Origin of the sequence: Desulfovibrio fairfieldensis, assembly GCF_001553605.1 — a bacterium.
GTDB classification, from domain to species: Bacteria; Desulfobacterota; Desulfovibrionia; order Desulfovibrionales; family Desulfovibrionaceae; genus Desulfovibrio; species Desulfovibrio fairfieldensis.
In genome coordinates, this window is the sequence record NZ_CP014229.1 from 2121195 (window position 1) to 2139727 (window position 18533).

The following is an 18533-nucleotide window of genomic DNA, read 5'->3' on the forward strand; positions in this document are numbered from 1 at the left end:
CCCTACGGGTTCTGTGTATCTAATTTTCAGACACCAGCCCCCTCCTCACCCAGATGCACACTGAGGCGATAAATGTCCGGGCGCAGGAAATGGGTGGTGTATTCCAGGGGATTGCCCGACGCGTCCCTGGTGATGCGTTCCAGCACCAGCAGGGACGTACTGGGGGAAACTTCCAGCAGGTCGCTGATATTTTTGGGCGGCTGCTCGCAACTGACCAGAAATTCCGAGCCCATCGGCTCCTGCGCGAATTTTTCCCGCAGCATCCTGTACACCGGCGTGGACTCCATGTCCGCCGAACTGATGTGGTTGCCGATGGTGTACGGCAGGCAGACCCGCGCCACGGCGTGCGGAATGCCCCGCGAGACGTAGAGGCGGTCGAAACGCAGGACGGGCCGGGGCCAGTCGCGCAACTTTTCCGGCAGGGGCACCTCCCTGCCCAGCCAGCCGAAGTCGATCATCTGCGTCCGCACATCCTCTCCGTTGCGGCGGAAGGTGTCCATAAAGGCGGAAACGCGGTCAATGGAGTGAATGATGCACGGCACGGCACGCGCGATAAACGTCCCCTTGCCGGGGCTGCGCACCAGCAGCCCCTCTTCCACCAGGCGCTGCAAGGCCTTGCGGATAGTGGAACGTCCCACCTGGAAAAAACGGGTCAGCTCGGCCTCGGTGGGGACGCGCTCCCCTGGGCGCATGCCCATGAAATGGGAGCGCAACCGGTCCGCGGCCTGCTCATACAGGGACCGGACGCTTTCGCGTTCCAGACTTTCCATGGCGGGAAGCTTGCTGCATGACATATCTATCACCTATCATCTGCATACAATAAGGAACATTTATTCCCTGATACCCGCGCCGTGCGGCCCTGTCAAGCCCGGCAAAAAATATTTTGCGTTCACCGGATGCCGCCTCAGCAGCGTGCCAGGGGCAATTCCTTCCAGTCTGTGGTCAAACGGGGAGAACAGTGCTCCCGGCGCATATGCCAGGGGGCCTCGCCCAGGCCCTGCGCTCCGAAGGCCACGGCATCCCTGCCGAAACGCCGGTTGATGGCGTCCAGGGATGCCATCAGGCGTTCCCGCCGTTGTCGGCGCTCCGCGTTTTCCGGCACCAGCAGGCTGCCCTGAAGGCGGTCTTCGGCCTCCAGGTCAAAGAGCATGACCCCGGCCTTGGCGTAGCCGAAGCCGGGGCGGTAGATGCGCTCCAAGCCACTCATGGCGGCGTTGATCAGGCTCAGGCTGTCCGCCGTGGGCGCGGGAAAGCGCAGCTGGACCGTTTGATCGTAAAACCGCGCGTTTTCATGGCGGGAAGTGCGGATATGCACGGCCATGCCCCCGGCCACAAGGCCCTCCCGACGCAGGCGCGCCCCGGCGCGCGCGGCAAAGCAGGACAAAGCCTGGGCCAGCATGGCGCGTTCACGGACTTTGTTCGCAAAGGAGCGCGAGGACATCAGGGCCTTGCGGGGCGCGGGCGCATTGCCCTCCCCGATGCAGGGCAGACCGCGCAGTTCCAGGGCCGTGCGCCAGCCCGCCACGGTGAGCCGCTTGCGCAGCCAGAGATCTCCGGCCCGTTTCAGATCCAGGGCCGTGCGCACGCCCTCGGCCCGAAGCCGCTTGGCCTGTCCGCGCCCCACGCCCCAGACCTCATCCACAGGCGTCCCGGCCAGCACGGCGTCGATGTCCGCCTCCGGCCTGGCCAGGGAAAAAACACCGTCATAGGCGGTCCTGTTTTTGGCGACATGGTTGGCCACCTTGGCCAGGGTGCGCGTTTCCGCCAGGCCGATGGACACGCTGATGCCGGTCCAGCGCAAAATGGTCGCCCGCAGGGCGCGGCTGAATTGGGGCAGATTGGCCCGCAGGGGCGCATCCAGACGAAGAAAGGCCTCGTCAATGGAATACGGCTCCACCACCGGACAGTGCTGCTCCAGAATGGCGAGAATACGCGTGGAAATATCCCCGTACAGGGCGTAGTTGGAGGAAAAAACCGCCACGTCCAGTTCCTTGAGCAGCGGGCGGATCTTGAATTCCGGCGCGCCCATGGGAATGCCCAGGGCCTTGGCCTCAGCGGAACGGGAGACGATGCAGCCGTCGTTGTTGGAAAGCACCACCACCGGCCGGTCGGCCAGATCCGGCCGGAACAGCTTCTCGCAGGAGGCGTAGAAGTTGTTGCAGTCCACTAAGGCCCAGAGCGGTTTTTTACAATTTATGGATGACATGGGTCACCACGCCCCAAATGTGCACATATTCTCGTTCCGTGATGTCGATGGGTGAAAAGCACGGATTTTCGGGGGCCAACAGTACCCGCCCGGCGCGCCGCAGCAGGCGTTTGACGGTCAGCTCGCCGTCCAGGGCGGCAATGACCACCCGCCTGTGCCCGGCCTCCACCGAGCGATCCACAATAAGCAGATCCCCGTCGTGGATGCCCGCGCCCAGCATGGAATCACCGTGCGCGCGCAGAAAAAAGGTAGCCGCCTCATTACGTACCAGATATTCATGCAGGTCGAGCCTGCTGTCCAGATCGTCCTCGGCCGGAGAGGGAAAACCCGCCTCCACGGGCGAAAGATACAGCGGCAGGCCCTCGCGCCCGCCTGGGCGCACCGGGGCCGACGCGCCCAGCAGTTCAAGAGAGGGAGAAAAGAGCGGCGTATCCATGCCCTCTTGATAGCGGCAGAAGCCCATGCTGGCAACTGCCCGGCCGGGCCGCAGCGACCTTCAGCATCGGCCCGCGCCGCATTGACGGGCGTATCCCCGGCATTGTAGGTCTGAATCAGGGCGAATCCGCTTTGATGCCATATCGTTTCAGAGCATCGCTTCAAACCAGACGAGACGTTGCGGACGGCGAACCGCCCGCAACCGGAGGATATATGAGTTTCACGTCCCGGTTCAAGGAAAATGCCGCCACGGTGGGCAACGGCCTGCTCTTCGCCGTGGCCCTGACCACGCCCGTGGTCCTGGGAGTGGCATTTCAGGCTTTTTCCCTGGTCTCCGCCGCCTCGTTCGGCGCCATGTTCGCCCTGCTCATCGCGCCCCGGCACGGAGCCCTGGCCCGCGTGGTGGGCATCAGCACGGGGGGTCTGCTGGTGGTGCTGGCCGCCGCCCTGGGCATTGCCCTGCAAGGCCGGCACGACCTTGTGCTGGTTCTGCTTTTCCTGCTCAGCTGGCTGGCGGCCCTGCCCAGGCCGGATCAGGCCTATCTGGGCCTGATGGTCAAATACGTGGCGTCTTCCGTATTGCTGACCTCTTTCGGTTTTTCCGCCACCCTGCCCATGGCCCTGGCTTTTCTCGGCGGCATTGCGCTGGGCATCTGCCTCAGCCTGGTGAGCATGCTCTTTGAGGCGGACGACGCCACCACCCCGCTGGAGGAATTCAAGGCCTTTCTGCACGGGGCCACCAACGGCCGCCTGTTCGGCGTGGCCGTGCCCGTGACGGTGCTGTTCTCCACCCTGGCGGCGCGGTATTTCTCCTTCAGCGACCCGGCCTGGGTGGGCCTGACCGTGCTCTTCGTCATGCACAGCGACGGCGCCACGGAGCTGTTCCGGATCTGGGCGCGAACCCTGGGCACCCTGGCGGGCGTGCTGGTTTCCGCCGTGATCCTCTACAATGTGACCGCTCCCCTGCATATCGCCGTGGCCATCGGGGTGGCGGCCTTTGGCATGCCCTATGCCAAGGGCCATTACGTGCTGTTCAGCTTTGCCATCACCTGCGCCGTGCTGCTGCTCATCGACATTTCCATGCTCCAGATGGGCGGGGACATGTCCCTGCTGCGCTGGCGGCTCATTGACACGGTCATCGCCTGCGCCTGCGTGCTGCTCTCCAACCTCACGCTTCGGCTGATCCGCAGACTGCGCCACCGGGGAGAGCCCCCGGCGGGACAGGCGGCATAATTTCACGGCATATGACCGAAAGGCCCCCTGAACGCGAAGTTCAGGGGGCCTTTCGGCGTTATGGTCCGTGAATTGCTCTATTCCAGATTGTAGACCTTGCGGATATGCCGCTCGTTGTAGTGGAAATCCCAGTGCAGTTCCTTGATCGCGTGCATGAGTTTTTCCCGTGACCGGGTTTCAATGGCATCCACGATCAGGCCGTGCTCGGCCACGGCCGCCAGATACCAGTCCAGCACGAAATTCTTGTGCGGGAAGTCCCAGAGCCGATTTTTGATGGGCGTCAGGATGCGCCTGGCGAAAATATTGGGCGAGACCTCGAAAAAAATTTCGTGAGTACATATTTCAATACAAGGATCCGAGCACCCTATCCCGCAGGGCAGACCCCGGAAACGACCAGAGCAAAGTAACTTTTCAAAGTCACTTTGCTCTATCCGCCGAGGCTTGAGGCAAAAGGCCCCGAAACGCGCAAGGCGTTCCGGGGCCTTTTGTTTGAACTGCAAGAGGCTGAGCTTATACTGCGCCGCTGCCCTTGCAGACCGGACAGGGCGTGCTGTTGCCGCAGTGCGGGCAACTCACGGGCGTGACCTTGCCGTTGCCCCGGCAGCGGGGACAGGGCAGATCGCCGTGCTCCGTCCGGATCACGCCCTTGCCGGTGCATTCGGGACACACGGGCTTGCGCTGGCCGTTCCAACAGGCTCCGCAGGAAATTCTGCCGGTGCCGTCGCATTTTTCACAGAGTTGCATGGCGGCTCCTCATCATGGGAAAAAGGTTGTAAAAAGACGCGCGGATACGGTCCGTGCCGACCGTCATCTCCACCACGTGGGCCTGGATAACCTGAGGGATGCCGCCCGGTCAACGGCCCTGCCCCGTTATGTTCCCTACTGTCTGATTGCAAAAATTTCGAGCAGAGTCATGCTCCCAACTTTCGCCGGCTCCCTGCGGCTACGCCGCCGCAAAACCCTACGGATTTTATGTGTCTAATTTTTCAAATTAGACACACCCCTGATCCGGCGTGCGGCCGACAAGCATTGAATCAATTTTTAATGAAGTAAAGGCCTTGCCAGCAATAACAAAAATTGATAGTCTTCAATCTAAAATTTACCTACATTAATATAAAAAGAACAAGCGCAACTTTTTGCGCAGTCCCGTTCTGCCGCAGGATGACGAGGTTTGCCATGTCCGATACAATCTCCTTTTCCCAGACTCTGGCCCGGCTGATGCGGGCTCTTGACGCCGCCAGCGAAGCTGAATTGGCCCGCGCCCTGGGCATCACGCCCCAATCCGTCAGCGGCGCGCGCAAACGCGGTGAAGTGCCCCCGGCCTGGATTCAGACCTGCGCCGCGCAAACAGGCGTCAACGCCCACTGGCTTTTTTTCGGCAGCGGTCCCATGCGCCTGCCCGAAGCAGCGGAAGGCGAACTGCCCAGCATGCAGGAAGATTGCGACACCGAGCTGATCACCGTGCCGCTGGCCGAGGCCCGTTTGTCCGCCGGTACCGGCAGTCTGGAAGTCAGCAGCAACAGCAACGAGGGCGGCTATGCCTTCCGCAGCGACTTTCTGCGCCGCAAGGGCAATCCCCGGCGCATGGTCCTGATGCGGGTGTCCGGCGACAGCATGGTGCCGGAAATCTTCGATAACGATCTGGTATTGCTGGACCGGGGCCAGACGGAAATCAGCCCGGGCCGTCTCTATGCCGTAGGTTTTGAAGACGCCATCTACATCAAGCGCATCGACAAACTGCCCGGCAAGATCATCCTGCACAGCGTCAATCCTGCCTATCCGCCTCTGAGCCTGGATCTGCGCGGCGACTGCGCGGATCAGTTCCGGGTTATCGGCCGCGTGCTCTGGTCCGGCCGTGAATACCGCTGACCCAAGGGCGCTGACTGATTTCCGCCGCCCCCGCCCGACCGTCATGGCTGAAGCCGGAAACCATGCCCGGCGCGGAGTCGGGTCGAACCGCGCCGTTATCGGAATCCGGCATCACTTGCGCCCGTTCCTTGTCTCGGCTAGGCTGAATGTCAGCAAAAATTGCGGCCGCGGCCGCGCGCAAAGGAGTTGTCCATGCTGAAACATTGTGCGGCATCCGCCCTTCAGGCTCTCCTGCTGCTGGCTGTAGTTGCATTGCTCCCGGCGCTTGCCGGGTCAGCGTCGGCGGCAGCCGCCGGTTCCGCGCAATCGCCTCCGGCGACAACGGCCGCCGAAAGTCCGCGCGCGACTATTCCCGCCGCGCCGGACGCCGTGGAGCCTTCCGATGACGCCGCCCCGGATGCGGGGCAGGATGTCGCGGGTGACGCGGAAAACGCCACCGAAGTGGACCGCCTGCTCAGCCGGGACTTCCGTGTCTGCATGGATGCGGCGGCGGGCATCACCGTGCCCATGCAGGACTGCATGAACGCCGAGGTGGAACGCCTGGAGAAGCATATGGCCGAACAGCGCGCCCGCCTTGTTCCGATTCTCTCCGAAGAACGGGCCAAGGCCCTCAATGACGCGCTTAACGCCTGGGAAAATCTGCGCAAAAACGGCTCCTCCGCCATGTACGATCCCGACGGCGGCACTCTTGCCACGGTGATTTCCTCACTCTGGTATCTGGAGCAGACCGCGCGCATGTCTCGCTGGCTGGACGATATGCTGAACAGCGCCACTTCGCAGTAAAGCGGTCCGGCGCTCTCCGGGTTCGGTGATGCCTCCGGCGGCCAAGAGGGCAATCTCCTATTTAACAGGCTTCAAAAAATAAGATTATAGCCTCTCAATAGATATTGAGGGGCCTTTTTATTTTCTTAGTCGCTCAATCTCTCCAACCACCCTCTTGAAAAAGTCGATCGGATCTACTTGCAGAGCCTCACACAGACAAAATATTGTGTTTACAGTCGGCTTTCTATTCCCCTTTTCTATGTCTCTCAGATAGCATCTTTCGATGTCCGCAAAATCCGCCAAAGAGGATTTGCTCATCTCTTTTTCATTTCTTAATGATTCAAGCGTGTTCGCTATGGCTTCCGCCAAATTGGGATAGAGTTTCATGTCTTAAAGGTACACGAAAAGCTTGACCCCCTGCGGATACAAATGTATCCATTCAGAAGTGGATACAAAAGTATCCGAAACAAACTCTCGCCATAGGGGAAATCAATGATTGTTCCAGCTCTTGCCTATCTTCTGGATCGCTTGCCCTTTGGAAACTCGTTGGAAGGTATTTCGCAAAGACAACTAAGTAAGCTCATGTGGCAGAGCAAAGCTCCGTCCTGGCATGAATATGCTATTACCAGCCGTAAATGGAGAAGACACGCCTGCACGGCCTGCCGCTGGCTGAATGCCATACTTCCTAAAAATTCTTCAATTTTTGAGCCAGGATGTGGCAGTGCCGCCAATTTACTCTGGCTGGGTCAACAAGGTTTTCAACGGCTCTATGGCTCTGATATTTCGAACGCCGCACTTGAGCTCGGACAAAATTTGGCTTCGTTGCTTTCTCTTCCACTGGAAGTCTGGCATGATGACGGGCTAAACCCTACGCATTTACCAAATGGACTGGATGGCATTTTGTCTGTCAATTGGCTGTATCATATTCCCGGAACAACATTATCCGATTTTTTAGTTCGCTATCGCAATGCGCTGAAAATTGGCGGCTATCTTGTGTGCGACATGGTTACACGGCAGTATGACAAAATTCCGGGGAATCAATGGCATACAAAAGATAGAAAGTTACCTGAGGAAAAACGCAGGCCATCAGAATATACGTTGCGACTTGATGCGTCAGAGGTCAGTTGCATAGCTTGCAGAAATGGTTTTGCAATGATTAAATCCACCTGTTTTACCCTGAGCAGACCACAACGGGCAGTGTATTTACTCAGGCGTGTGGAATAACAGAAGAAAATAAAAAGGCGGACCTGCTTGCGAGTCCGCCTTTTTATTTTCTTCCGGTAACGAAAAAGAACCTTCGCTAGTCGGCCTCTCCCTCCGTCTTGGCCGCCGCTGCGGGCACAGTGTCCGTCCGGGCTTTGGCCGCATCGGCCCTGGCCTTTTTGACGCGCGGCGTGCCGGTGCGCAGCACGTGGAACTTGCGCACCGAGGGCTTGCGGTGGATGGACTCCTGCTTCAGGCATTTGGTGGGGCATTTTTCCACGCAGGCCGAGCAGTACACGCAGAGGAAGGGGTCATATTCCCAGCGCCCGGCCTTGGCATCCACAGTAATCGCGCCGGTGGGGCAGACCCGGGCGCAGGTGGAGCAGAAAATGCAGGCCTGCACGTCATTGTGGATGACGCCCCGGTAGGCCGGGAAGGGTTCGCGCTCCTCCAGCGGGTACAGCCGCGTGGCGGGCTTGCCGGACAAATTGCGCAGTACGTTTTTGAGCATATACATGGGCTACCTCTCTGTGCAGGAAATGCACGGGTCAATGCTCAGCACGATCACCGGCACGTCGGGCAGTTTGCAGCCGGGCAGCATGTGCAGCAGGGCCGGGATGTTGGCAAAGGTGGGCGTGCGCACGCGCATGCGCTCCAGCATCTTGGTGCCGTTGGCCCGCACATAGTAAAAAAGCTCGCCGCGCGGCTGCTCCACCCGGAAGATGGATTCGCCGTCCGGGTTGCCGGGCAGCTTAACGGTCAGCTCGCTGTCGGGCAAGCGGTTCAGGGCTTCGCGGATCAGGTCGATGGAGTGCAGCACTTCGTAAAACCGCACCTTGGAACGGGCATAGCAGTCACCGTCCTGCTCCACCACGGGGATGAAGTTGAGGTCGTTGTAGGCCGCGTAGCCGTGCATGCGCTCGTCGATTTCCCAGCCGCTGCCGCGCAGGGTGGGCCCGGCCGCGCCCAGCAGGCGGGCGTCGTCCTTGCTCAGCAGGCCGATGCCGCGCGTGCGTTCCTGCACGGTGTAATCGTTGAGCATGGTGCTGGTCAGCTCACGCATGCCCTGCTCCAACGCGTCGAGCTGCTCCAGCATCCAGCGGATCTGGTCCGGACTGAGGTCGCGACGCACGCCGCCCACCACATTGACCGACAGGATCACGCGATTGCCCGCCGTGGCTTCGCAGATGTCCATGACATGCTCGCGAATGCGCCAGAACTGCTGGAATACGCTTTCAAAACCGAAGGCGTCCGCGAACAGGCCCAGCCAGAGCAGATGGGAATGGATACGGTGCAGCTCGGACCAGACCACCCGCAGGAACTGGGCGCGCGGCGGGGCCGTGACGCCCAGCATGTCCTCAATGGCATTGCAGTAACAGTTGGCATGGATGCAGGAGCAGATGCCGCAGATGCGCTCCACCACAAAGACCATCTGATTGAAATCCTTGTTGCGGACCAGGCTTTCCAGGCCGCGGTGCACAAAACCGAGCTGGGGCACGGCCTGCACCACGGTTTCGTCCTCCACCACGAATTTGATGTGCAGCGGCTCCGGCAGCACCGGATGCTGCGGCCCGAAGGGAATGACGGTGGTGCGGTTGCTCATGCTTGCTCTCCTTTGGCGGCTTCGCCGCCCTCAGGGGCGGGCGTGGGCGTTTTGGCCCCGGCCGGGCGCTTCACCGTGGTCATGGTGAAGTAAGGACCGCGCGTGACTTCGCCTTCCAGATACATGCCGCCCTGGTAGTCCAGAGGCAGGCCCTCAAAGCGCACCCCGAACTGATCCTGGGTCTCGTTTTCAATGAGCACCGCGCAGAAATAGACCGAGGAGATGCTGGGAATGAGCTGGTCCTTGTCCACATCCATACGCAGGTGGCGCATACCCTTGGCGTCGCTGGGCGACCAGTGGCAGAGCTCGGAGTTACAGCGCAGATCCGTCATGGTCAGATTTTCGTCAAAGTGATAGTAAAGGCGCAGGGTATGCTCGTCGAGCACGGTCTGCGACATGGTCACAAAACGGTATTTGGCGTCCGCCAGACGCCGCACCTCGGTGAGCAGCGTTTCAGGCGTGACGGGCGTGGCTTCGAAAAACATGGCTTTTGTCCTTTACCGGGCTCAACCCGCGTTGTTCATGTGCGCCGCAGTATCCGGCTCTTGTCCGCCGTTGTCTCCCACGGCACCGGCAGGCGTTCCGTCGTCGGCGTCGCCGGGCATCAGCATGGGCTCGGGCGCGGGGCCCAGGCCCATCTTGGCCTTGAGCACGTCCAGGGCCGTGACCACTCCGTCGATGATGGCCTCGGGCTTGGGCGGGCAGCCGGGCACAAAAACATCCACGGGAATCACGTTGTACGCGCCGTTAAGGATGTTGTAGCTGTCCTTGAAGACCCCGCCGGAGAGATTGCACGCGCCGATGGAAACCACGGCCTTGGGTTCGGGCATCTGGTCGTAAATCTGCTTGAGCACATGCCGGTTGCGGTGATTGACCGTGCCGGTGACCAGCAGTACGTCGGCGTGCTTGGGGTTGCCGGTATTGACCACGCCGAAACGCTCCACGTCGTACATGGGCGTCAGGCAGGCCAGCACTTCGATATCGCAGCCGTTGCAGGAGCCGCAGTCAAAATGGATGATCCACGGCGACTTGAGTCGGCTCCGTTTGATCATTGCATCGAGGAATCCCATAGTCCGGCCTCCTTAGGCCACGTAGAGCCACAAAAGGTTCACCAGCGCGAGCCCCATGCCCACCAGCAGCGATTGCTTCTGCACCATCCACTGCCAGGTCAGGCGGGCGGTAATGTTGTCGATGAGGATTTCCGTAAACAGCGAGGCGGCCACCAGGATGGCCATGCCGATGACGCTGGTGTGCCAGAACACGGCGCAAAGCCCGAGAATCAGCACCAGGTCCAGCCAGTGGCCGATTTCGATCAGGGCCAGGAAGGGACCGGAGTATTCGGTCTGCACGCCGCGCACCAGTTCCTGATGGCCGTGGTGACCGGCGGAAAGGTCAAAGGGCGATTTGCGCAGCTTGATGGTCAGGGCATACCCCAGCGCCAGGAACAGCAGGGGCATTTTCAGCAGCAGGGGCGAATCCAGCTTGAAGACATCCGAAAGCATGAACGAACCCGTGCACATGGCAAAGCCCACGAAGACCATGATCAGAATGGGTTCGTAGGCCAGCATCAGCAGCAGTTCGCGCTGCGCGCCCACCTGGCTGTAGGGCGAGGGCACGCAGATGGCGCCCACCACCTGAAAGACCGCCCCCACGGTGAGCACGAAAAAGAGCAGCAGCAGATCCCCGCCCATAAAGAAGATGAACAGGGCCAGCGCCGAGGAAAGCAGATAGATGTAGGCGCTGAATACCAGCCAGGCGTTGGTCACCCTGGCTTGTTTGCCGAACAGTTTGAGCACGTCGTAAAAGGGCTGGAGCAGCGGCGGTCCCTGGCGCGACTGCAGACGCGCCGTGATGCGGCGGTCCACCCCGCTGAGCAGGCCGCCCGCAAAGGGGGCCAGTATCAATCCGCCGATGGCGCCGAAGATGGTGAGCATCACAGCAGACCTCCTACCAAGACGATCAGAAAGGCCGTGGAAATAATGTCGATGGCGCGGGTAATCTTGCCCTCGCCCACGTACTGGGCCAGATAGTAGTTGGCGGCGCGGGCCGGTTCAAAGACGTTCATGGGCCCCCTGAAGCCCACTTCGCCGTTGCGTTCCTCCGCCAGACCGGAGAAGTACGGCAGGCTGTGCGCGTCTTCAGGCACCTTCTTGGCCGCCCGCCAGGCCAGCCATGCGCCCCCTGCCAGCAAAATGAAGAGCAGATAGAGCCAGGCCATGCCTTCCGCGCCGGTAATGCCCGCGCCGGGGATGAAGCCCTGGAGGTTAAGGCGGGCGTACAGGCCGGTGACCGAGGGAGCCACGAAGGTCTTCAGCACCAGAGGCGAGATGAAGGAAAAGAGCAGCGCCAGGCCGCAGAGCGCGCAAAGGGCGAAAAAGACCGACGCGCGCGGATTGCCCTTGGCGGGGTGCTCGTGCAGGTTGGCCGAGGAAACCAGGATGCCGGCCCAGCGCGCCCAGAACAGCACGGTGAAGGCCGAGCCCAGGGCGATGAAGAAAATGATCGGGGTCATGGCCTGGGTGGCCCTGGCAATGGCCTCAATGGCCATCCACTTGCCGATGAGCATGCCGAAGGGCGGCAACATCATGGTAAAAATGCCGATGGCCGTGATGATGGCCGTGCGCGGCATGACGCTGTACAGGCCGCGCATGTCCTCGATGTCGCGCGAGCCGATGCGCTGCTCAATGGCGCCCACGCACATGAACAACAGGCCCTTGGACACCGAATGGTAAATGATGATCATGGTGGCCGCGACCATGGAGGCCGGGGTGTTGATGCCCACGCAGGCGATGATCAGGCCCAGATTGGATATGGTGGAATAGGCCAGGATTTTCTTGGCGTTGCTCTGGCTGACCGCCAGCATGCAGGTACCCACAAAGGTGAACGCCCCGAACAGGGCCACGATGGTGGACATGGTGGTGCCGGCGAAGGCCGGAGCCATGCGCAGCAGCAGATAGGTGCCCGCCTTGACCATGGTGGCCGAGTGCAGCAGGGCCGACACCGGCGTGGGCGCGACCATGGCCCCGCACAACCAGCTCTCAAAGGGCACTTGGGCCGACTTGGTGAAGGCCGCCAGGCAGAGGAAGGCAAAGGGCAGCAGCATGGCCGTGCTCTTCACGTCCAGAGCCACCATCTTCTGCAGCACCAGTTCCGTGGAAAGCGTGCCCAGGCTCTTCTGAATGAAAAGCATGGCCGACACAAAGGCCAGGCCGCCCAGCACGTTCATCCACAAGGCCCGGTAGGCGTTGGCCTCGGCCTCCTTGGTGCGGTCGTGGCCGATGAGCCAGAAGGAACAGAGCGTGGTCATCTCCCAGAAAAAGAACATCCAGGAGAGGTTGTTGCAGAGCACCAGACCGTTCATGGCTCCCAGGAAGCAGAAAATGATGGCGAAAAAGCGCGGCTGCCGCGAGGTGCGCAGATGCAGATGCTCTTCGTGGATATCCATGTAACCCAGGCCGTAAATGGTGATCAGCCCGCCCACCACGGAGATGATGATCACCATGATCAGGGACAGGCCGTCGGGCGCGAAGGCGGTAACCGGCGCGCCGTGGTCCATGAGCACGGCCTTGAGGTAGATCAGGCCTACCAGCTGCAGGGCGGTCATGCCCATGACCAGGCGGCTGCCCAACTTCCAGCCCAGGGCCAGAATGTAGAGCAGCAGGATGAAATCGAGCAGGGTCAGCACATTGTCCAGGGGCAGGCCGAAGAGTTCATGCGCCTCCAGATGGAACGCGCCCTGGGTTCCCAGCCCCACCGCCGCAAGCGCCATGACGGTCACGGCCGCGGGCACCAGCAGTTTTCGGATTGCGCCGCTGCGGACATAGTACAACGCTATGCCGATGATAAACGGCAAGACCACACAGCAAAAAACAAGAATATCGAGCATATCCACCTCACCGCACGTGAGTTGTGAAAAACTTCACCGATAACGCATCGTAACACAAAAGGAAAAAATGTGTCCTCCTTACACGTCATAAAGCGAATAACTTTTTTATCCCTATCAGTGCAGACGAGTTGCGTCAATGCTGCTTCCGGACTTTTGCTTATTGAGCAAGCGATGAATTTGAGATGAAAATCACATTCTCCCCATGAGGACACTTTCCGGGCTGATGGAACCGACAGGGGGTGGGCGCGGCCACGACCTGTTCCTGATTTTTGGTCGCGTAGACAACGTCAACACGCCGAGGCGCGCCCAGCTTGAGCTGGGCGCGCCTCTTCACAATCCTTACGGTCAAAACGAAAGCTGTTGCCGGACGGCCGCCATTCCCGCAGGCAAACCAGAGCAGTTCACACATGAATACGTCAACGGCTCTGCCTGTTAACGGCTAGCGACAGCAGTTTCCCTGGCAGGATGTCCGCGTAACCAATTGCTGTCGCCGTCCGTAGCTTCGCGTAATCCGTTGCCCATAGGGCTACGGATCACGACGGTGATTACGACGATGTAATCGAGTCCTTAGGCATGCCGTCTTCAAGCTAGGGCAATTTCACTTTGAAATTGCCCTAGCGCCGCACACCGTGCGGCGCGCCGCGAAGACCGACCCGACGGGCGGCCCGTAGGGCCGTGCCCGTAGCCCAAAGGGCGTACAGGCATCAAGAGCAACGCGGCGCGGATTCCGGCAAAGCGCCCGAAGGCTGCCCGAAGCGTTGTCCCCGTTGGCGACAGCGGCGATAACCGCGTTTTTGCCGGAATGACCCCTTTGAAACGTGCAGCGTTTCAAAGGTAATCTGCTCTAAAGAGGCGCACCCGGCTCAAGCCGGGCGCGCCTCTTTACAATCCTTACAGTCAAATCAAATGCTGTTGCCGGACGGTAGCCATTCACAGGACAGGCAAATTCAAAGAAGCCAGCGCCCCACGGCATGGTAAAGCTGCTCCGCCGCCACGGGCTTGGAAATATGCTCATTCATGCCGTATCTCCGGGCCAGCAGCGCGTCCTCCGGAAAAGCGTCGGCCGTCAGGGCGAGAATGGGAACCCGGCGCGCGTCGGCCCGGTCCCGGGCGCGGATGGCCGCGGCGGCCTCATAGCCGTTGAGCCGGGGCATCTGAATGTCCATCAGAATCAGATCATAGGTGTCCGGCGCCGAAGCGCAGAACATCTCCAGCGCACGCTGGCCGTCCTCCGCCGCATCCACCGAGGCTCCCTTCATTTCAAGCAGGCCGACCACGATTTCCCGATTGATCTCGTTATCTTCCGCCAGCAGGATGCGCTTGCCCTCCAGGCTCGCATTCGACGCGGACAGCGCGCTTTCGGCCCCCTCCGCGTCGCCGGGCAGGAGAGCGCGGCGCAGTGTGGAGCGGAACAACGGTCTGTCGAGGAAGGCATCCACGCCGTCGCGCATGGAGTCGCCGTCCGCGGACAGAGGCTCCCGGACAAGGATGACGCGCAACGATTGTTCCTCCCCGCAAAGCGCGCGGAGAGCTCGGGGCGAGGCCGCCTCGTCCTCATCCGCCAGACATTGGTCCAGAAGCACGGCGGCAACATGCTCAGAGCGCGCCCGCTCGGCACTGATTCGCTCTCGGGCTTCAGCGGCGCTGTGCGCGGGCACGGCCCGCAGGCCCAGATCCTCCAGCAGACGGCAGGCGCGCAGATTTTGCTCCTGATCCGCGGCCAGCACCAGCACGGCCTGTTCACAGGCCGCCCCGGCAGCCGCGGCAGTCTCCTTTGCCAGGCGCAACGGCAACGAGACAATAAAGCGGCTGCCTTCTTCCGGCCTGCTTTCCACCTTGATGCCGCCGCCCATCAGGCGCACAATGCTTCGGCTGATGACCAGGCCCAGGCCCGTGCCCTGTACTTTGCAGATGCGGGGATCGTCCGCCCTTTTGAAGGGCTCGAAAAGATGTTTGACGAAATCCTCGGACATGCCGATGCCGTTGTCCTCGATGACGCATTCAAACAGGCCCACATCGGTATAGAGCGAGGGAAGTTCGTCGATGCTGAAGGAAATGCTGCCGCCCGCCGGCGTATATTTCGCGGCATTGGCCAACAGATTGGTGAACAGTTGCTGCAGGCGGCCGAAGTCTCCCCGCACCCGCTCGTGCGCAACATCCGCCCGCACCGCAAGAGTGTGCCCTTTCTCCTTCACCAGAGAACCGCAGACATCCAGCACGTTGCGCACAAGCTCGGCCAGTTCCATTTCCTCCGCCGCAAGGCGCATCTGACCGCTCTCGATCTTTGACATGTCCAGCACTTCATTGATCAGATTGAGCAAGTGCCTGCCGGAGGTCTGAATCTTTTTCAAACACTCTCCGGCGCCGCGCGGATCGTTCAGCCGGGTTCCGGCGATATCGGCCATGCCGAGAATGGCGTTCAGGGGCGTGCGGATGTCATGGGACATCCGGGAAAGAAAGTCCGTCTTGGCCCGGTCGGCCGCTCTGGCGGCGCGGCAGGCGTCTTCCAGGGCTTTCTGCTGGAGCTCCTGGCGGGCCTTGATTTCCGTAATGTCAATGCCCACACTGTAAAAAGAGGGGATGCCGTCCGCGCTGGCAGCCGCATCTTCGTAACGGAAAGTCGCGGTCAGTATGCGCACCTCGCCTCTGCGTGTCACAACGCGCATTTCCGTACTGGCGGTCTTGCCGCTTTCGCGCAACGCGGCTTTCAGTTCCCCGATTTTGCCCTGATCGTCCGGATGCACATAGGAAGTCCGGCCCTGCAATTCCTGCGCGAATTGTTCGTCCGTATAGCCGAGAATCTCCAGAAACCGGCCCCCGTACCAGAGAATGGTGCGGCCGTCCCTGGCGTCCACCCGGATGATGCCGCCGGGCAGGCTTTGCAGAATCGAATCCCGCTGGCGCTCATGGCCGGCAATGGCCCGCCTGTAGCCGGAGACGTCCGTGGCGAACTCGATGCGGGCGTTCCGGCCGTTCCAGCGGACCTTCCTGTCTTTCAACAGCAAGGTCCGCTGGAGGCGAGGATTGTAAAATTCCCACTCATAAAAGCCGGATTCGTTCAGGTACGTGTTGGTGCAAAAGGGGCAGGGCGCATCCCGGCCTTGCAGCACCTCGTAGCAGCGCGGACGACGGGACAGCGCGGCCTCGTCCAGACTAAAGAGCTCACGGCCGGCCTTATTCATATAGAGCAGCTCATGGCTGTCCATGTCGCTGACATAGACTATGCCGTCATACTCTTCCAGCATCCAGCTCAGATCCATCCCATACCCCGTTGCTCCACTACCATAACCACTAAAACTTCATTTTACGTTTCACGTGGTAAGGTCGCTTCGCCGAAAACGCGATTTTCAGCCCGCTCACGGCATTTCCGCCGCCGCGCCGAGCTCGCGCCCGGCGGCGATACTGCCGTGCAGTCTTAAGCATTACACGGCGGCAGACAGGGCCGCAACCCCGGCCTTACTTTTTCTCGAAGGACAGCGGCTCTTCAGCCAGAGTAGCCACCATCACGGCTTTGATGGTGTGCATCCGGTTTTCCGCCTCTTCAAAGGCCATATTGCGGCCGGATTCAAAAACGGCGTCGTCCACTTCCATGCATTCGATGCCGAAGCGCCGGTAGATGTCCTCGCCCACTGTGGTGTCCCGATTGTGGAAAGCGGGCAGGCAGTGCAGAAACTTGCAATCCGGATTGCCCGTCTTGTCCATGACGGCCATGTCCACGCGGTAGGGGGCAAGCAGTTTGATGCGTTCTTTCCAGACCTCGTCGGGCTCACCCATGGAGACCCAGACGTCGGTATAGAGAAAATCGCAGTCCTTGACGCCCTCTTCCACGCTTTCGGTACGCGTGATTTCAGCCCCGGTGCTCCGGGCGATATGCCTCGCCATTTCAAAAACCTCGTCCGAGGTCCAGAGCTCCCTGGGGGCCACGGAACGGAAATCCACGCCCAGCATGGCCGAGCCGATCATCAGGGAATTGCCCATATTGTAACGGGCGTCGCCCAGATACGCCAGGCTCTGCCGGTTCAAGGGCTTGGAGCAGCATTCGCGCATGGTCAGCATGTCGGCCAGCAACTGGGTGGGATGCCATTCATTGGTCAGGCCGTTCCAGACCGGCACGGAGGCATATTCGGCCAGAGCCTCCACGCGGCTCTGTTCATAGCCCCGGTATTCGATGCCGTCAAAAAAACGTGACAGCACGCGGGCCGTGTCGGCCAGAGATTCCTTTTTGCCCATCTGCGAGCCGGACGGCCCCAGATAGGTGACGTGCGCGCCCTGATCATGGGCGGCCACCTCAAAGGAGCAGCGGGTACGCGTGGAATCCTTTTCAAAAAGGATCACGATGTTTTTGTCCCGCATGAATTTGGGCTCGCGGCGGGCCTTTTTGGCCGCTTTGAGTTCAGCCGCCAGATTCAGAAGATAGGTCAGATCTTCCGGGGTGAAGTCGATTTCCTTCAGAAAATCCCTCTGCTCCAGTCTGTTCATGCTCTGCTCCGGCCCATACGGGCATGGGAATTAGGGTGAAAAACGAAAGCGGGGGCAGAGCCCCCGGCGGCATGCGAACAAAGCGTCCCCGGCGCGCCGGGCGCCCGTGACCGTCAAAGCGTGCGGATCATGCCGATTTCGTCACATCGGTAAAATTTCGGGCACTTGCTGCACTCCACCCAGACCACAGGGGGCAGGCTTTCCCGTTGAAATTCCTGGAAGCCGCAATTGCTGAAGAAAGATTCGGCCAGGGTGAACACAAAGACCCTGGGAATGCCCAGACGGCGGCAGCGCTCCACCAGCGCGTCCACCAGCCGCTTGCCCAGGCCCTGGTTCTGGCAGGCCTGATGCACGGCAATGGAGCGGATTTCCGCCAGATCCTCCCAGAGCACGTGCAGGGAACCGCAGGCCACCACGGTTTCCCGCCCGTCGTCCGACGCCGGGGCCGTTGCCACCATATAGTCCTGGATATGCTGGTACAGATATTGCGGCCCCCGCGCCAACATGACGTTGGAGGAGGCATACTGGTTGATCAGGGCCGACATGCCGTGTACGTCTCCCACCCGGGCGGAGCGGATTTCCAGAGCGGACGCGTCGCTGATGCGCACGTCGGGGACAATGACGGTATCCCCGGCGTCAAAGCGTGGAATGGCTATAGGCATTATTGTTGTTACCTGTCGCTGTTTGCGGCCCGCCGCACGGCACGGCCGTGGCGGCGCGGCCCGTGTTGTTCGCCGCGTACTTAGGCACAGCCCTCATTAGGGCCTGTTAACGCTATGCCTTTTTGCCCTCCTGCCGCGTCAGATTTCACCTGCTTTTTCGGTCGAGTACCAGAAGAGTACACTCCCTCAAAGCAG

General features: G+C 60.7%; 19 protein-coding genes. 4 read left to right on the forward strand and 15 right to left on the reverse strand.

The genetic code is table 11. The annotated features are described in order from the left end of the window. Positions 1–26: 26 nt before the first annotated feature. The 3 genes from AXF13_RS08990 to AXF13_RS09000 form a co-directional block, all read right to left on the reverse strand. Positions 27–794 (reverse strand): GntR family transcriptional regulator, encoded by a 768-nt coding sequence (locus tag AXF13_RS08990; RefSeq protein ID WP_062252724.1) that lies wholly within the window; start codon positions 792–794, stop codon positions 27–29. Positions 795–904: 110 nt separating this feature from the next. After that, entirely contained in the window at positions 905–2206 is a 1302-nt protein-coding gene (locus tag AXF13_RS08995; protein ID WP_062252726.1) for a Y-family DNA polymerase, read from the reverse strand. Beyond that, the gene (locus AXF13_RS09000) at positions 2187–2669 is read right to left on the reverse strand and encodes a LexA family protein (RefSeq protein ID WP_062252728.1); all 483 of its coding nucleotides are present in this window, start codon (positions 2667–2669) and stop codon (positions 2187–2189) included. The genes AXF13_RS08995 and AXF13_RS09000 overlap by 20 nt, the downstream gene beginning before the upstream one ends. A gap of 185 nt (positions 2670–2854) precedes the next feature. On the opposite strand from AXF13_RS09000, the gene AXF13_RS09005 reads away from it, so the two are divergent. Next, positions 2855–3874: an FUSC family protein gene (locus AXF13_RS09005; protein ID WP_062252729.1), complete on the forward strand. Its 1020-nt coding sequence runs from the start codon at positions 2855–2857 to the stop codon at positions 3872–3874. Between the two features lie 77 nt (positions 3875–3951). On the opposite strand, the gene AXF13_RS09010 is transcribed toward AXF13_RS09005, so the two are convergent. Both AXF13_RS09010 and AXF13_RS09015 read right to left on the reverse strand, forming a co-directional pair. Next, the gene (locus tag AXF13_RS09010; protein ID WP_062252731.1) at positions 3952–4374 is read right to left on the reverse strand and encodes an FCD domain-containing protein; all 423 of its coding nucleotides are present in this window, start codon (positions 4372–4374) and stop codon (positions 3952–3954) included. A gap of 10 nt (positions 4375–4384) precedes the next feature. Then, positions 4385–4618 carry a hypothetical protein gene (locus AXF13_RS09015; RefSeq protein WP_062252732.1) on the reverse strand — a complete coding sequence of 78 codons (234 nt, stop codon included), beginning with the start codon at positions 4616–4618 and terminating at the stop codon, positions 4385–4387. A 432-nt stretch (positions 4619–5050) separates the two neighbouring features. Here AXF13_RS09015 and AXF13_RS09020 point away from each other — a divergent pair, with 432 nt between their 5' ends. Both AXF13_RS09020 and AXF13_RS09025 read left to right on the forward strand, forming a co-directional pair. Continuing rightward, positions 5051–5743, forward strand: coding sequence for a LexA family transcriptional regulator (locus AXF13_RS09020; RefSeq protein ID WP_008685108.1), 693 nt, complete (start codon positions 5051–5053; stop codon positions 5741–5743). Between the two features lie 192 nt (positions 5744–5935). Next, a complete protein-coding gene (locus AXF13_RS09025) occupies positions 5936–6526 on the forward strand; it encodes a lysozyme inhibitor LprI family protein (RefSeq protein WP_062252734.1) in 591 nt (196 codons plus the stop codon). A 117-nt stretch (positions 6527–6643) separates the two neighbouring features. Here AXF13_RS09025 and AXF13_RS16045 read toward each other — a convergent pair whose 3' ends face one another. Next, the gene (locus AXF13_RS16045; RefSeq protein ID WP_083522042.1) at positions 6644–6892 is read right to left on the reverse strand and encodes a helix-turn-helix domain-containing protein; all 249 of its coding nucleotides are present in this window, start codon (positions 6890–6892) and stop codon (positions 6644–6646) included. A 105-nt stretch (positions 6893–6997) separates the two neighbouring features. On the opposite strand from AXF13_RS16045, the gene AXF13_RS16050 reads away from it, so the two are divergent. Continuing rightward, a complete protein-coding gene (locus AXF13_RS16050) occupies positions 6998–7729 on the forward strand; it encodes a class I SAM-dependent methyltransferase (protein WP_083522043.1) in 732 nt (243 codons plus the stop codon). 76 nt (positions 7730–7805) lie between these two features. Here AXF13_RS16050 and AXF13_RS09035 read toward each other — a convergent pair whose 3' ends face one another. The 9 genes from AXF13_RS09035 to AXF13_RS09075 all read right to left on the reverse strand — a co-directional run bounded on the left by AXF13_RS09035 (position 7806) and on the right by AXF13_RS09075 (position 18338). Next, a complete protein-coding gene (locus AXF13_RS09035; protein ID WP_062252738.1) occupies positions 7806–8225 on the reverse strand; it encodes a 4Fe-4S binding protein in 420 nt (139 codons plus the stop codon). 3 nt (positions 8226–8228) lie between these two features. Then, on the reverse strand, positions 8229–9311 hold the full coding sequence (locus tag AXF13_RS09040; RefSeq protein WP_008685113.1) for a hydrogenase large subunit: 1083 nt from the start codon (positions 9309–9311) through the stop codon (positions 8229–8231). Beyond that, on the reverse strand, positions 9308–9796 hold the full coding sequence (locus tag AXF13_RS09045) for an NADH-quinone oxidoreductase subunit C (protein ID WP_062252741.1): 489 nt from the start codon (positions 9794–9796) through the stop codon (positions 9308–9310). The genes AXF13_RS09040 and AXF13_RS09045 overlap by 4 nt, the downstream gene beginning before the upstream one ends. 21 nt (positions 9797–9817) lie before the next feature. Further along, the gene (locus tag AXF13_RS09050) at positions 9818–10381 is read right to left on the reverse strand and encodes an NADH-quinone oxidoreductase subunit B family protein (protein ID WP_009302216.1); all 564 of its coding nucleotides are present in this window, start codon (positions 10379–10381) and stop codon (positions 9818–9820) included. Positions 10382–10393: 12 nt separating this feature from the next. Further along, positions 10394–11245, reverse strand: coding sequence for a respiratory chain complex I subunit 1 family protein (locus AXF13_RS09055; RefSeq protein ID WP_009302215.1), 852 nt, complete (start codon positions 11243–11245; stop codon positions 10394–10396). Continuing rightward, positions 11245–13197 (reverse strand): NADH-quinone oxidoreductase subunit 5 family protein, encoded by a 1953-nt coding sequence (locus tag AXF13_RS09060; RefSeq protein WP_062252743.1) that lies wholly within the window; start codon positions 13195–13197, stop codon positions 11245–11247. The genes AXF13_RS09055 and AXF13_RS09060 overlap by 1 nt, the downstream gene beginning before the upstream one ends. Before the next feature lie 947 nt (positions 13198–14144). Beyond that, positions 14145–16457, reverse strand: a complete 2313-nt coding sequence (locus tag AXF13_RS09065; RefSeq protein ID WP_223299891.1) for a PAS domain-containing hybrid sensor histidine kinase/response regulator — start codon at positions 16455–16457, stop codon at positions 14145–14147. Positions 16458–16653: 196 nt separating this feature from the next. Further along, complete coding sequence (gene argF, locus AXF13_RS09070) at positions 16654–17676, reverse strand: ornithine carbamoyltransferase (RefSeq protein ID WP_062252745.1); 1023 nt, start codon at positions 17674–17676, stop codon at positions 16654–16656. A 113-nt stretch (positions 17677–17789) separates the two neighbouring features. Further along, positions 17790–18338: an N-acetyltransferase gene (locus AXF13_RS09075; protein ID WP_062252747.1), complete on the reverse strand. Its 549-nt coding sequence runs from the start codon at positions 18336–18338 to the stop codon at positions 17790–17792. Between the last annotated feature and the right edge of the window lie 195 nt (positions 18339–18533).

Coding starts and splice junctions, on each gene's coding strand:
- AXF13_RS16045 (WP_083522042.1), bottom strand. CDS start 6,892: ATGAAACTCTATCCCAATTTGGCGGAAGCCATAGCGAACACGCTTGAA.
- AXF13_RS09015 (WP_062252732.1), bottom strand. CDS start 4,618: ATGCAACTCTGTGAAAAATGCGACGGCACCGGCAGAATTTCCTGCGGA.
- AXF13_RS09035 (WP_062252738.1), bottom strand. CDS start 8,225: ATGTATATGCTCAAAAACGTACTGCGCAATTTGTCCGGCAAGCCCGCC.
- AXF13_RS09045 (WP_062252741.1), bottom strand. CDS start 9,796: ATGTTTTTCGAAGCCACGCCCGTCACGCCTGAAACGCTGCTCACCGAG.
- argF (WP_062252745.1), bottom strand. CDS start 17,676: ATGAACAGACTGGAGCAGAGGGATTTTCTGAAGGAAATCGACTTCACC.
- AXF13_RS16050 (WP_083522043.1), top strand. CDS start 6,998: ATGATTGTTCCAGCTCTTGCCTATCTTCTGGATCGCTTGCCCTTTGGA.
- AXF13_RS08995 (WP_062252726.1), bottom strand. CDS start 2,206: ATGTCATCCATAAATTGTAAAAAACCGCTCTGGGCCTTAGTGGACTGC.
- AXF13_RS09050 (WP_009302216.1), bottom strand. CDS start 10,381: ATGGGATTCCTCGATGCAATGATCAAACGGAGCCGACTCAAGTCGCCG.
- AXF13_RS09020 (WP_008685108.1), top strand. CDS start 5,051: ATGTCCGATACAATCTCCTTTTCCCAGACTCTGGCCCGGCTGATGCGG.
- AXF13_RS09060 (WP_062252743.1), bottom strand. CDS start 13,197: ATGCTCGATATTCTTGTTTTTTGCTGTGTGGTCTTGCCGTTTATCATC.
- AXF13_RS09055 (WP_009302215.1), bottom strand. CDS start 11,245: ATGCTCACCATCTTCGGCGCCATCGGCGGATTGATACTGGCCCCCTTT.
- AXF13_RS09000 (WP_062252728.1), bottom strand. CDS start 2,669: ATGGGCTTCTGCCGCTATCAAGAGGGCATGGATACGCCGCTCTTTTCT.
- AXF13_RS09075 (WP_062252747.1), bottom strand. CDS start 18,338: ATGCCTATAGCCATTCCACGCTTTGACGCCGGGGATACCGTCATTGTC.
- AXF13_RS08990 (WP_062252724.1), bottom strand. CDS start 794: ATGTCATGCAGCAAGCTTCCCGCCATGGAAAGTCTGGAACGCGAAAGC.
- AXF13_RS09065 (WP_223299891.1), bottom strand. CDS start 16,457: ATGGATCTGAGCTGGATGCTGGAAGAGTATGACGGCATAGTCTATGTC.
- AXF13_RS09025 (WP_062252734.1), top strand. CDS start 5,936: ATGCTGAAACATTGTGCGGCATCCGCCCTTCAGGCTCTCCTGCTGCTG.
- AXF13_RS09005 (WP_062252729.1), top strand. CDS start 2,855: ATGAGTTTCACGTCCCGGTTCAAGGAAAATGCCGCCACGGTGGGCAAC.
- AXF13_RS09040 (WP_008685113.1), bottom strand. CDS start 9,311: ATGAGCAACCGCACCACCGTCATTCCCTTCGGGCCGCAGCATCCGGTG.